Origin of the sequence: Aneurinibacillus migulanus, assembly GCF_001274715.1 — a bacterium.
GTDB classification, from domain to species: domain Bacteria; phylum Bacillota; class Bacilli; order Aneurinibacillales; family Aneurinibacillaceae; genus Aneurinibacillus; species Aneurinibacillus migulanus.
In genome coordinates this window covers 292,903-306,240 of sequence record NZ_LGUG01000004.1, presented here as the reverse complement: position 1 = coordinate 306,240, position 13,338 = coordinate 292,903, and the positions used below count along the sequence as shown (strand labels likewise).

Genomic DNA, 13,338 nt, shown 5'->3' with positions numbered 1-13,338 from the left:
TTTATCCTCCATTCAAGAATATCCCTATGTTCTTATGGTAAGTATCGGAAGATTGTTCGCAACTCTTAACAATTACACATAAAAAAATGCACCTTTTGTGTCCTAACAACCAAGGTGCATAGCTATATCTTATAATACTGTAACAAGTGGTGGGGGTGGACTAATAATCTCCTCATCCAGATACCGGTCTACAATATCATTGTTATATAAGTTATATACAACACGTAAATGCTGGGGATGCCAGTCGGTGCCAATAAAAAGCTTGCCGCTTGATTTTTGTGTTGTTCCTGGAAATTCCCGTCCTTCAGCACGCTGCTGAAGAATCTGTACAATATCATCAGCTACCTGCACTACAGCACGACAAGCTACATCATGCACACCATCTCCACGGTGTAATTCTGGCACAGAATGATGCACAATCGCTCCCCCATCAAGCTGAGCAGTCAGGTAATGAATAGTCATACCTGCCCAGTTTGGGCGCAGCATGTAGAAAGGCCAAAATAATGTAATATTCCCGCGATACCACGGTGACAGTCCTCCATGGATGTTCCATGAGTATTTCGGAAAGGATGACAATAGTTCATCACTGATTTTATGAACACCATATGTCAAAACATGGTCAGGCTGATGAGAAAGAACCCATTCTTTCACTTTATCACTGTTTAATTCCGCCAGACTTACTTTTAGAACAGGAAGGTCCGAAGGCAATTCTTTCAACTTTTCTTCACCAAAGAAGCGTCGTTCGGCTTCATTACGGTCATGGAAGTGTCGAATAAAGTTCTTTCGATCAATATCTGGAAGTCCTGTCGGCGGTTCCGGCACAAATATTTCGCGCTCTTCAACTACCAAAGCTTTTAGCAAGCCTACTTCATATAATTTTTTTGCTATATAAAAATGTCGTGGATGCGAACCGATTAATATAACTACATTAAATGTATCCGTTTTGTTCATACCAACTAATCCCCCGTTTCTCTACAAATGGCCCTACGAGCAGATTTTTTTCCTGTAAGGTACGTATGATTGGTTTCATATCAAGAATACTACAACTACAGCGTACGGCAATTTCCCTTAATGTGTGTTCACCGTCCGCATAATTAAGCATAGTAAGCAGGCGATGTAAAAATGTTTTACCATCCACCACTGTATTATTTGACTTTCCTCTCATTGAAGGTCCATTCATATCGGGATATAAATTATGCTTATCTAATTTGATCTCTCCATAAGGACGCTTATTTACATAGTAGCCATCCAATTCGACTGCATATAGCACATTCTCAATTTCATTCACACTACGGTACAGCGCCTCGATTGTCATAAATTCTTTCGTATCAAGCGAATTGTGATAGCCTTCATACCATCCATATACCATACGTGCCATCTGTCCAATTGGCAAATTAAAGCCTGGCGAGCAGTACTGTCGTTCATCCGATCCAAATGCAGGTGTAAACGGACGAGTATTCCCTTCAATGACTCCTTTTTCAAATAAATGAGCTACAATCTCGTCGATTGGTGCGTGTTCTTTCCGTGAATACTTATAGCTAAGAGGTATTTCTTCCTTGTTCTTTCCAGTACCACCTAAACATGTTAAAACAAGTCCTGTATGAACTTTTTCTTTCATTTCATGTCCAAAATGATGTAAGTACGAGATGCTTCCAATTGTTTCTGGAACAAATACAAAACGATAAGTAAATCTTCGATCTTTCCAAGCTGCCAGACGACGATATAAAAAAGCAGCTACAATTGGACCGCTAAGCTCATTGTTGGCCATAGAAGGATGACAAATATATGAACTGATCAAAATCTCCTTTTCGCTCTCCCCTGGCAATATTGCATGTGCCATAGTAAGCTCGCCATGAACAAATTCGGAATCGATATAAGCATGATACTGTCCTTCAGGGAGCGTTTCATATACACGGTAAGGGAGACAAAAACCCCAACGCCGCTTGTAGTAAGAAATAACATATGGAATTGCATCCGGTAAATGTGGAAGCGTATGTAGATGAGGCTTTAGTTCTTTTAAAGAAAAGTGCTCATCAACCGGTTCACTGTAGTTAATAACATGAAGATTACTGTCTGAAAAATCGACAATTTTCCTTCCATCCGGTCCTTTCAACCAGCCAGCGCGAATTCGCCACTCCTGTGGAATTTCCCAGTCCAGAACCTTCGTTCCAGTTGGTACATGTAGCGTATCTAATGGTACATACTCGCGTAGAATACTCAATGTTTCCCTTAACCCTGGTCCGGTAATGCTGCGGCAAATAGGAAACAAACGATCAAACAGACGATCCATCTCTATCAATTCTTGCTGCTTGTTTATTTCATCGGTCCTCATACGAGCCATCTCTTTTCTTTCGGATTCCAATTTATAATAGCTATAATAGATTCTATTCACTATCAAGTCGAATGTTAAACACTTGTCCTGTTAAGTTAGAAAGTAATACCTTAAGTGTCGCTGCTGCCACTTTTTCTGGCCTTAGCAATGTATCTTCCATTTCTCTCCCAAAATTTTCAAACCGCATAGGCGTTGCTGTCCGTTCCGGATTCACCGCATTCACTCGTATCTCATCATGTAGTAATTCCTCTGCTAGTCCCTGAACAAGGTTAACAATAGCTGCTTTTGTAGAAGAATATACTGTATATAACGAGCGTCCTCGCGTATATGAGCTTGATGTAAATAATACTAAACTTCCTTTACTCTCTCTCAAATATGGAATACTCTCTTTCACTACATAAAGTGAACCCATATAATTTACTTCAACTTCCCTTTGTATCTCTTGAATATCCCGTGTCTCGATTTTTCCCATACCAAGAATGCCAGCAGTATTAATGATATAATCAATCTGTCCCTCTTTTTTATATACATCACACAAAGCAGAATGAACCTGTTCAGCTTGAACAATATCCACACCATTGGAGCGGGAAAATCCGTATACGCGTGCCCCACTCTCCTGAGCGAGATGTACAATTGATTCACCAATTCCTCGGCTTGCTCCAAATACGACTACCACTTTATTATCCAACCGCGTAAGCGGTGTACCGTTTGGAACTTCAAAACTTTTCGTTTGAAAAATTTTATCTGCTAAAAAAATATCTTCCGGATACGTAATCTTAATATTTTGTTCTTCTCCGGCCACTACAAAAACATCTGCAAGATTATATCGAAGTATCAGCCCACAGTCATCTGTTACCGGAACTTCCCCCTCCTCTGTATGGGCAAGCAGATGTGCACGTTTAATTAGTTCAACTTTGAATGCTTGTGGAGTTTGTCCGCGCATCATGCTTTTCCGTGGCGGAATAGATTCAATCGTTTGTTCTTTTGTTACTTGAATGATTGTATCTACGGCTGGAACTGCCACATCAACAGCATCATATGTGTGTAAAGCTTTTATACAATCATCAATAATTCGTTGTGTTAAAAGTGGTCGCACTGCATCATGTATAAGTACAAACGCATCATCTTCTTCAATGGAACAGATACCAATATAAGAACTCTCGAAACGAGATTCTCCACCTTTAAGGAGGCGTACTACCTTTGTGTATTTATTTTTCAATAAAATTTCTTCCATGAAATGATAATAAAGGGGATGCACAACAAGAATAATGTCATCCACTTGATCGTTTCGTTCAAATACCTCAATTGTATGTTCAACAAGCGTTTTTCCGGCTACTTTCACAAATTGTTTTGGAATTTGGTAGCCGAGCCGCTCCCCTATTCCTGAGGCTAAAATAACCCCATATACCTTAGACATATTCAAGACCACCGTTTCTGTTTTATCATCTTTTTAGTACGTAGAACCTCAAACAAACGATATGACCAATCAAGATTTTTCCCTACAATAATAATTAAAAACATCCAGAAGGGTTGTTCTAAAATATTGCATACAATAATAGTGAAATATACCCAAAAAATATCATATGAAGGGATGATTCCGCGTTTAAAAAACCATCCTTTAATTTTACCACGATACAATTTCTGTCTACGCATATACGGCACTACATAACAAAGCACTATTATATAATCAAGTGCAAACGTAATAACAAAAGCAATTTTAAAGGCTAAAGGCACATCATATAAATAGAATAAAGTAAACAATAGAAAAAGACGAAGAACGGAATCTGTCCATCTATCAAGCAGCTTTCCAAAGTTACTAAATGATTTTTGATAACGAGCCAACCCACCATCCACACAATCTAGCACTAAATAAAAACAAAAAAATAACGCGCTTATATAAAAAGCATGAAAATACATACAGACAGTTCCTACTACCATAGAAAATGCGCCTAACAAAGTTACTTGGTTAGGTGTCCATCGTATACGATTAAACCAATAAATAAAAAATGGCTCTACCATATGAATAAAATATTTCGGAATCACATAATCTGGTGTTCGTTCCATAACTAGGTATTTTCTACGAAATGTCCAATATTTATCTCGTATGGAATCCTTCATTTTAATTCCCCCCCTCTATACAAGTATCGACATTGTTTTTCGTTACTTTTAATCATATATAAAATAAACTAGCCCTTTATAGAACTTTATTAATTCAAACAATTAAAAAATGCACCCCCTATACCAGAAAGGCATGAGGTGCATATATTTCCTTCACTTTTTAAATCAATTCCCACGTAATAGGTGTTCCCTGCTTTACATCACGAGTAACCTTTTTGCCCATGATTTCTTCATAGTATTTAGGTGGTAAGCCCGCTCCCGGACGAATTGCCCGCACATTCTCTTTTGTGAACATCTCACCAGCCTTCATATCTTGTGAAACATATAAGGAACGACGATGTTTAAGTGAAGGCTTCTCTTTTTCTGTTGGTCCATAACTAATACTTCCCAACGCCTGCCATGCTCTTTCTGTTTCTATCACAAGTGCTTTCATCTCTTCCGGCTCCATCGAAAATGCAGCATCTACCCCACCGTCATCCCTAGATAAGGTAAAATGCTTTTCGATCACCGTAGCTCCAAGCGCAATGCTTGCAACGGCCACTCCTGTGCCCATAGTATGATCGGACAAACCAATCTGGCAATCAAACAACTGACTCAGATGCGGAAGAGTACGTAAATTGGTGTTTTCTGGATTAGCTGGATATGTGCTTGTGCATTTCAGAAGCACAATATCCTGGCAGCCCGCTTCTCTGGCAGTTCGTACGGTTTCGTCCAACTCCGCTACTGTAGCCATTCCAGTCGAAATAATAAGAGGTTTTCCTGTTGCCGCTACTTTGCGGATTAAAGGCAAATCAGTATTTTCAAATGAAGCAATCTTGTATGCGGGAACATCCAATGATTCCAGAAAATCTACCGCACTTTCATCAAATGGGGTACTAAATGCAACAAGCCCAAGTTCATGGCAACGATCAAAAATCGATTTATGCCACTCCCATGGTGTATATGCTTCCTGATATAGCTTGTACAGTGAGTTCCCCTTCCATAAACTATTCGTATCTTCGATATAGAAATCTCCCTCTGAAATATCTAGCGTCATCGTATCTGCTGTATATGTTTGTAGCTTCAAAGCATGCACACCTGCCTCCGCAGCTGCCTCTACAATAGCCAGTGCACGTTCTAGTGACTGATTATGGTTACCTGACATTTCAGCAATAATAAAAGGAGAATGATTAGGCCCAATTTGATACTTCCCAATCGTTATTTCATTTTTTAGCTTCATAGTTTTACCTCTTTCATGCCATGAATAATTCCTTGTACACCCGACAAATTATCTTCGCTGTTATTCATTAATCGTGCACATGCCTCTGTAAATAAACGCAGTTGATGAGGTTGTGAAAACATATCATATAAGGCATCACTCATACTGTCTGCTGTCACTTCTTCATGCCAACCAAGATAACGAATGGCTCCTACTTTATCTACTGCTTTTGCCATTTCTACCTGATTGTCCGCCACTGCCACAACAAGCGAAGGCAGTCCAACACAACAGCGTTCCCATGTCGTTACTCCACCTGCACCAAGAGATATATCCGCATTAATCATAAAATCAGCCATATTCTCAACCTGACAATAATACATAATACGACAAATATGGTTGGGATATTTCTCATTTAGCACTCGACATTTTTCTTCTATTCGTTCTTGTAACGAATTGGATGCTCCAACAATGACATCAACGTGAAAAGGGAAGAAACAATCTTCCGTTTCCTTACATACACGCTCTAGAAACATGTCCCATGCACACAGTGCCTTTTCAGTTTCTCCGGTTGGATCACTTCCACCGAAAAACAAAAGAACATGGCGCACTTGTTCTGCATGTCGGCTTACTTTCTCTCCTACCTCTTTGAACTGCGGACGAAGCAGTGCATAAGAGGGACCGAGCAAACATTTGCATGTAGCCGGCACTAACCCACCATAACGTATCTGCATGTCATCATAATAATTTTGATCTAGTAGTATCTCACAATCATGCGAACGGTTTGCCAAATCATCTATAACAAAAATATGTCTGGCTTCTCCACTTATGCGTATCATACGTTCCCATGTAGCATCCAGGGAATAGTGATCTACAATTAGCCAGTCTACTCCGCTAATTTGGACAAGAATATCCTGTACTGTACGGGCATCTACTTGCTGCTGCAGTGGCTGCGATATACGTATAGGATATACACGATATCCCTGTGCAGCAATATAATCGCACATGTTTCCAGGATCGGTCCGGCACAGAAATATAACGTCCGCATCCAGCCTCTCTTTTATTTCATGTGCTAGCGTTAAACAACGCATCACATGTCCGGTTCCAATAGAATACGAGGCATCTACACGAAAAGCAACTTGCATGTTTATATCACCGGTTTCTGCTGAATATGTGCATTCAACTTTGCTACATCTGGATGAGCAAGCAAGTAATCAACTACCTGCTGTGAATGTACCAGCTTATCCCCTGCAAAATGTCTCGCAATCGCCCGACAAAGCGCATAGTCCTCTTCTGTATCCAAGGTAATACGTAGCTGTGGATGATTCATGGATGCAGGTACTTGTACAGTAGTCGATGTGAATACCTCTGGAAACTCATATGCATAATAAGTCACATGTTCACGATGTCTAGGCTCATGCCCATGACGATACATATACTCCAGTGCCCTAAATGATACCATCTCTACAACTAGTCCTCTTGGTAGTCTGCCTTCTACCCGAACAATATCAGTCGGATTCTCTTTCATAGCGGCAATGATGCTATTCGCAAAATCATAATCAACAAACGGGCAATCAGATGTTACACGAATGACATAATCAGGATGATACAGTCTGGCACACTCATAGTACCGTGATAAAACATCAGCTTCAGATCCTCGGAAACAGGAAACGTTATTCTCTCGACACCAATCGACAATCGGCTCATCCTGATCCAGTGTAGATGTAGCCACAATTACATCCTCTACCGGTTTCATTTGACGACAGCGTGATAAATCATAGTCCAGAACTACTGTATCACCTAGCTTCTTTAATACTTTTCCTGACAAACGCGAGGAACCCATGCGTGCCTGCATAATAATAATCGTTTTCATCACGTTTCCACCGTTCCTATGATTTGTTCTAACGAATCGATCTCTTGATCGGCTTCAAATTCTGTTGCAAGTCTGATCTGCATATGATCACCCACGTTCCTAATCACACGGATTGTATGCATTCCAATCATACGTGCAGTACAGAAATCCTTATACGGATTATCTCCAATGTACACACATTCCTTCGGCTGTAACCCTAGGCAATCCAATACCTTTTGATAAGGTACCTCGCTCGGCTTCCAGCATTCACGCCCTAAATCATCGCTTACGACAATACATGGTATCTGTCGATCCAGTTTCAGTGCTCGTATCTTTCTCCATTGTACATGCCGGTCTCCATCTGTAATTATACCCATTGGAATATTGTTCTGTTTCAAATAACGGAGCAGTTTCACTGCATCGTCATATAAAAAAATGTCAGTCGGTTCGTGTTCACGGTATACCTGCACAAGCTCTTTTATTTCGATATTAATATCGAACCTATCACACACTGCATTGAACACTTTACCCCGTCCATTCTGCCTCCATTCCTGAACAAGTGCTCCATACAGTTGGCTTCGATCCTGATTGCTATGCTCTTCCATTTTTCTTGCTACTGCACGAAATCCTGAACGTACATAATCATGTTCACAATACAGCGTATCATCCAAATCAAAAATATACCCTTTAATTTTTACCATCACATCACAAACCCCTATACATCAATTATCCAATCGTTTGTATGCCGTACAAGACGCTTCTCTGTCTCACTTCGGCAAAATGGATATGCAGCAAGCTCCTCACCCCTTGCCTCGAGATAACACCAGAAGAAACTATCTAATCCTGCAGCTATACTAAGTGTCGATGCCCCTCCAAAGCGCGGATTGCATTCAATAATATGTATACTGCCCCGCTTATCCTCAATTACTTGGAAAATGATATGTCCATATAGCTGTAAGGTTTGCGCCACACGCATACATACACCTTCAATCATTGGATGCTGTACAGTTGTAGAAATTTGTGACTCCCCTTGTACAATCAGCTCGCGCTGCCGTACGATGACTCCCTTCATAGTCCTATCCCTATCAATATACATATCAACACTAAATTCTTTACCTTCTATAAAAGGTTGAAAAACAGGTATGGACAATTTATTGGCCTGATTTATCGCTTCTTCTTTGTTCAAATTAAGCCCAATATTGTGGGATCCTGCTCCATGGCGCTCCTTTACCACATAGCGAGTAGCACTAATCGTATCTATAGACAATGTCGTCTGAATCACAGGATACTGATAAGTATGCAGTTCTTCAAAAAAGCGAAGTTTGTCCAGGCATGCTGTAACAGCCTGTTCGTCGGAGATCATTACATGAATACCGCGCTCTGCAAGTGATATTCTATGCTTCGCAAAATATAGCAATTCCCCGTCTCTAGTCGGGACAATCATTCCAATATTATAACGTTCGCAGTATGCGATGAGTTCAGTAATATTCAGCTCGTCCAACCTGGGCATATGCCAGAACTGATCAACAAAATATGAACCAATACAGCTCATATGACTATCCGCACCGATTATTATGGCTTCAGATGTCACCCGAGATACTGCCTGCTTGACCACTTTGAGAAGCGGGACTTTTTTCGAAATACTTGTTATAAGAACATTTGTCTTCACAATTTACGAATCCTTTCCCTAGAGGATACATTATTAATATCGGCAAATAACCGATTATGATTGAAAAAAATTTAGAGGCTGCTCCGAAAGTCAAAAGCAACTTTTGGGACAGCCTCCCCCATACTTCTCATGAAGAAACCGAAGTAAATATAACAGGTTTTATATCGTATTTAGAGTATCGTTCTTCAATGTCTTTCTCAATTTCCTTCGCAAATGCAAGCGAAGCAACCGCATATACATGTATTCCTTTTGCTATTGCTTCATCAAGGGAAATAATTTCAACTCCGTCAATTATACTTCCCCACAGTGATTGCTTGCGATCTACGATACCATGAACATTCACATGGTGTATATTAGAAATTTTCATCATTGCACTTCCCACTTCGCCCGCACCATATATAATAATGTCTAAAAATCCTTTCTGTTTTATTTCTGAAACCATATCATTCATTATAGCTAAATAACTGAATGCTTCACTTTCATACAAATATTTTTTAAATAAATAAGATGGATCTTCTTGTGTAAGAATTCCTTGTGGCCAGTATATAGGAAGGTCATGATATCCCCGACGAGTACGACTTAGAAACGAATCAATACCAATATCACGCAGAAGCTGCCGCTCCTCATCTTTACACAAGCAAAATACGTCAGTGCTACCAAAGTTATCTGAATGACTTAGACTACCCAGTTTCGTTACTTCTTCGTACATTGGCATATCCAGGGCACGATGCAGGGACATTCCCCATTCTTGCTTTCTTTCAAGCAGTTGTTCATATACAAATGGCTTTTTTTTCTTTAGATAGAACCATAGCTTTTGGAAAAGCAATATACCTTGCTGACATACTTCCCTTTTTCGCCATTCCTTCTCATCATATATATTGACCCCAAGCACAGGAATAACCTTATGATTCCTATCATATTCATATCCAACAGTTGAGCCACAATTCGCCATAATTAGCTCTTCAAACACTTCAGGGCTACGCATAAAAGTCTTGATTATATTATTATTTTCACCAGCGCTTCCCATCCAGCCTCGAACATCCATACCTTTAATCAAGCAATCTTTTGTAGCCTCTGCTCCAATAGCTAATAAATGGGTCATATCTACTTTTATTCCGGCAATCGAAAGCGCTGATTCCATATATTTCTGAATGGTACCTTTGAATCCAAAGTCTACTGTTACAATTTTACTAGAAAAATCACATTCTTGCTGGATATACTCAACGAACAACTCTCTTTTTTGATTAAGAAATACGCTAAGATACTCTACTACATCCGACTGTTCAAAAAATGATATGATATACTGTCGTAAGGACTGATCAGGCATAATCATAATGTCCTTACACGCAGTAAGTTTCGTTTTCCAATATTTTCGCAAGGTGTCATCGCCTTCTAACGAAAACATCTCTAACAAATGACCAACGGTAAAATTCTTTTTCTCAAACATGTTACCTAACTGCTCCTTGTCGAATGTTTCAATAGAAGGAAAATATGTAGCCTGGCGAGAAACATAGATTGGTTTAATGTCACAAGATACTTCACTCTTTAACGCTGACTCTTGAAGCAGAGTTGAAAGCAGCGCACCTTCCCTCATCAGTGGATAGATTTTATTCTTTCCTTCACGTACACATTGTTCTAGTACCCAGTCGCTGAATAATGTTAGAAAAGGACCTAATACTACAGCTCCATAACGAAACCAGAAGGTATCTTCCAAATTCATCCCTGCTGTCATACTGTATGCAAGCTTTCGTAGCGAAACAATTTCGGGTAAGAATTCGCCGTGCCGAATCCTCTCCCATTCAAAGAGGCTATGAAGATTGGCGGGCACTACATCATAATGAATTGCTCTAATTCCAACACGCTGCGCTCCTTCAATGTCAGCGTTTTTATTATCACCAATATGTGCGATTTGTTTCTTTTCTATGTTAGGGTAAGTAGAAAATAGTTTCTCAAACAATTTTCCAGACGCTTTATCTCCCCCGACTTCATTGGATACAAGCAGCAAATCAATCCAGTCTTTCGGAAACCCATTTGATATAAGAAGTTCTTTGATTTGCTCTCCGGAAAGATACATATCAGATAGCAAGCAAATTCTAATTCCCTTAGCCTTAAATTCGGAGATTAATGACATTATGCTTGGGTTTAAATAGCAATATTGCTTCTCCAACTTAAATTCAATTTCCATCAGTTTTTCAACATTACCAATAGAAGCTGGCATAGAATTATATATTTGCTTCAAATTCACCTCATTATGCCCCTCTATTTTTTTCATATGAGAACGGGCTTTCCGCTCTGCAAGTATGCGTAACTGCTGAAATTCTACAGGAGTAAGACCAGAACGAACATGCTTTTCTTTAATAGCAAGTTCACCAACTTTTAAAAAAAGAGCCGTCGGGGAATGAAAAAGACGAAATAATACTGTATCAAAAACATCCAGACTAATAATTTTTTTCTTTAATAAATATTTATACTCTAAAGATAAGTAGCGGTCTCTTCTCCACAGTTCATTCATTAACAATTTCCTCTTCTCTTTCTCATATAATGACTATGAAAAGCTATAAAGACCTATTATAGGAATTCCTAAGTTCAGGTCATCAAGTTGTTTTAAGATTTCCATTTCCCAATCAGATGCAACCAAAATGGCACTCATCTGAAACAAAGAAATATCTGCTGGACTGATAATAGGTATTTCTGCACATGTCCTTGACCACTTTGTCTTATCATTATCAATAAAAGCCTTTACTCTTATGCCTCTCTGTTGAACATATTGGAAGATTTTTTCTCCAAGCTCTCCAGCACCAAAAATGCCAATATGCAAATAACCTTTTTCGAAAAGCATTCTTACCACATTCTTTAGCTGATTCGGTACAGAGAATTGCCTTAGAAATGCATAGTCACTTTTATTTAACACTTCCAAATGCTGTTTGTTTATTTTTACTTTATTTTCTTTTTCTCCCTCTAATAATCGACTATATATTGAATAACTCTCATTTACAAAATCTTGAACATCTGCTAGCTTCGGAATAGCATTTCTCCATCTTTCTAATATTTGTGGCGAAGAAATAATAAACTTCATAATACTTTCTAACTCATCAATGTTTCCAGCTTCAAACAATTTTCCATATTCACCTTTAACATATTCCGGAATACTACCAATATTTGAAGCTATGACAGGTACATTATGCTTAAGGGCTTCCTGCACTACTAGTGGACCGGTTTCCATACAAATCGAAGGTACAACTAATACGTCTATATTCGCAAAAATACTAGGTAGACTTTGCTTATCGTAAGCACCGTGAAAAATTATTTTTTTATTATCTTTAGCAAGCTGCTTAATAGTAGCATTATATAGGGGATTAGCACTTCCATAGAAGTGAAGTTCTTTATTATTACTCTCAATTCGATTAAATGCACTAATTAAAACGTGAGGACCTTTATGAACATTTAAATTACCTATAAAACCGAATGTAATATTTGCTTTCTTTTTTTTGGCTAATCTTTCTCCCACTGCAACACTTGGGTACGATACGACTATTTTCTTTTCTGGTATATTTTCCTCTACAAGTTTACTTTTAACCATTTTAGAAACAGCTACAATAACGTCTACTTTTTCTTGTAGCATATTTTTCATAAACTGATAACGTAATAAGAAAGATGACAAAAGCGAATGATTACTATATTCTATCTCATTAATAGTACACCGAAAACACTTAGCCCCTAGATTAGGTCCTTCACAAAGCATTAAATCTCCATCCAATAAAAACAAACGTGGGCAAATGGTCCAATAGTCATGTACAGTAAATACAATCTTTATTCCTTTTTCTTTTGCTACGCCTATCAATGAAGCACTTAAACCATATATATGTTGAAAGTGAACGATATCTGGTTCAATTTTATCGAGAAAACTAGAGAAAGCTTTCTCAAGGTTAGGATTTATACAATCCATCAAAGGGCTAAATTCTATTTGCATTCCTCTGTCAACTTCAATACTTGTATAGTTAATACGTGGTGAATGCCCAACATTCTCATTTTTATGTTGCCCTTTAAAATAAACAACAAAATTATAAAATTGTATTCCCTCTTCTGCTTCAACCAATTCATAGGTTAAATTATTTATATATCTTTCTAATCCACCGCTGAGTTTAGGATAAACTTGAACAATTTTCATTTTT

The 13,338-nt window shown here is 38.6% G+C and carries 11 protein-coding genes; all 11 read right to left on the bottom strand.

Annotated features, from left to right (window positions below):
• Positions 1–129 precede the first annotated feature (129 nt).
• Positions 130–951: a formyltransferase family protein gene (locus AF333_RS03085; RefSeq protein ID WP_043067670.1), complete on the bottom strand. Its 822-nt coding sequence runs from the start codon at positions 949–951 to the stop codon at positions 130–132.
• Positions 929–2,341 carry a DUF4910 domain-containing protein gene (locus tag AF333_RS03080; RefSeq protein WP_235496028.1) on the bottom strand — a complete coding sequence of 471 codons (1,413 nt, stop codon included), beginning with the start codon at positions 2,339–2,341 and terminating at the stop codon, positions 929–931. Before AF333_RS03080 ends, AF333_RS03085 begins: the two co-directional genes overlap by 23 nt.
• Before the next feature lie 43 nt (positions 2,342–2,384).
• Positions 2,385–3,749: a 2-C-methyl-D-erythritol 4-phosphate cytidylyltransferase gene (gene ispD / locus AF333_RS03075; RefSeq protein WP_043067668.1), complete on the bottom strand. Its 1,365-nt coding sequence runs from the start codon at positions 3,747–3,749 to the stop codon at positions 2,385–2,387.
• A 2-nt stretch (positions 3,750–3,751) separates the two neighbouring features.
• Positions 3,752–4,450 carry a CDP-alcohol phosphatidyltransferase family protein gene (locus tag AF333_RS03070; protein WP_043067667.1) on the bottom strand — a complete coding sequence of 233 codons (699 nt, stop codon included), beginning with the start codon at positions 4,448–4,450 and terminating at the stop codon, positions 3,752–3,754.
• Between the two features lie 160 nt (positions 4,451–4,610).
• Complete coding sequence (gene pseI, locus AF333_RS03065; RefSeq protein ID WP_043067666.1) at positions 4,611–5,669, bottom strand: pseudaminic acid synthase; 1,059 nt, start codon at positions 5,667–5,669, stop codon at positions 4,611–4,613.
• Positions 5,666–6,790 (bottom strand): UDP-2,4-diacetamido-2,4,6-trideoxy-beta-L-altropyranose hydrolase, encoded by a 1,125-nt coding sequence (pseG, locus tag AF333_RS03060; protein WP_043067665.1) that lies wholly within the window; start codon positions 6,788–6,790, stop codon positions 5,666–5,668. The genes pseI and pseG overlap by 4 nt, the downstream gene beginning before the upstream one ends.
• 2 nt (positions 6,791–6,792) lie before the next feature.
• Positions 6,793–7,518 (bottom strand): cytidylyltransferase domain-containing protein, encoded by a 726-nt coding sequence (locus AF333_RS03055; protein WP_043067664.1) that lies wholly within the window; start codon positions 7,516–7,518, stop codon positions 6,793–6,795.
• Positions 7,518–8,198: an HAD family hydrolase gene (locus tag AF333_RS03050; RefSeq protein ID WP_043067663.1), complete on the bottom strand. Its 681-nt coding sequence runs from the start codon at positions 8,196–8,198 to the stop codon at positions 7,518–7,520. The genes AF333_RS03055 and AF333_RS03050 overlap by 1 nt, the downstream gene beginning before the upstream one ends.
• Positions 8,199–8,212: 14 nt before the next feature.
• The gene (locus AF333_RS03045; protein ID WP_235356696.1) at positions 8,213–9,166 is read right to left on the bottom strand and encodes an ATP-grasp domain-containing protein; all 954 of its coding nucleotides are present in this window, start codon (positions 9,164–9,166) and stop codon (positions 8,213–8,215) included.
• Between the two features lie 127 nt (positions 9,167–9,293).
• Positions 9,294–11,678, bottom strand: a complete 2,385-nt coding sequence (locus tag AF333_RS03040) for an HAD family hydrolase (RefSeq protein ID WP_043067662.1) — start codon at positions 11,676–11,678, stop codon at positions 9,294–9,296.
• Positions 11,679–11,711: 33 nt separating this feature from the next.
• Positions 11,712–13,334: a glycosyltransferase gene (locus AF333_RS03035; RefSeq protein WP_043067661.1), complete on the bottom strand. Its 1,623-nt coding sequence runs from the start codon at positions 13,332–13,334 to the stop codon at positions 11,712–11,714.
• Positions 13,335–13,338: the final 4 nt, after the last annotated feature.

What these genes read in the sequence shown, in the direction of transcription:
- AF333_RS03085 (WP_043067670.1), bottom strand. Translation starts at nt 951, where the DNA reads ATGAACAAAACGGATACATTTAATGTAGTTATATTAATCGGTTCGCAT.
- AF333_RS03080 (WP_235496028.1), bottom strand. Translation starts at nt 2,341, where the DNA reads ATGGCTCGTATGAGGACCGATGAAATAAACAAGCAGCAAGAATTGATA.
- ispD (WP_043067668.1), bottom strand. Translation starts at nt 3,749, where the DNA reads ATGTCTAAGGTATATGGGGTTATTTTAGCCTCAGGAATAGGGGAGCGG.
- AF333_RS03070 (WP_043067667.1), bottom strand. Translation starts at nt 4,450, where the DNA reads ATGAAGGATTCCATACGAGATAAATATTGGACATTTCGTAGAAAATAC.
- pseI (WP_043067666.1), bottom strand. Translation starts at nt 5,669, where the DNA reads ATGAAGCTAAAAAATGAAATAACGATTGGGAAGTATCAAATTGGGCCT.
- pseG (WP_043067665.1), bottom strand. Translation starts at nt 6,790, where the DNA reads ATGCAAGTTGCTTTTCGTGTAGATGCCTCGTATTCTATTGGAACCGGA.
- AF333_RS03055 (WP_043067664.1), bottom strand. Translation starts at nt 7,518, where the DNA reads ATGAAAACGATTATTATTATGCAGGCACGCATGGGTTCCTCGCGTTTG.
- AF333_RS03050 (WP_043067663.1), bottom strand. Translation starts at nt 8,198, where the DNA reads ATGGTAAAAATTAAAGGGTATATTTTTGATTTGGATGATACGCTGTAT.
- AF333_RS03040 (WP_043067662.1), bottom strand. Translation starts at nt 11,678, where the DNA reads ATGAATGAACTGTGGAGAAGAGACCGCTACTTATCTTTAGAGTATAAA.
- AF333_RS03035 (WP_043067661.1), bottom strand. Translation starts at nt 13,334, where the DNA reads ATGAAAATTGTTCAAGTTTATCCTAAACTCAGCGGTGGATTAGAAAGA.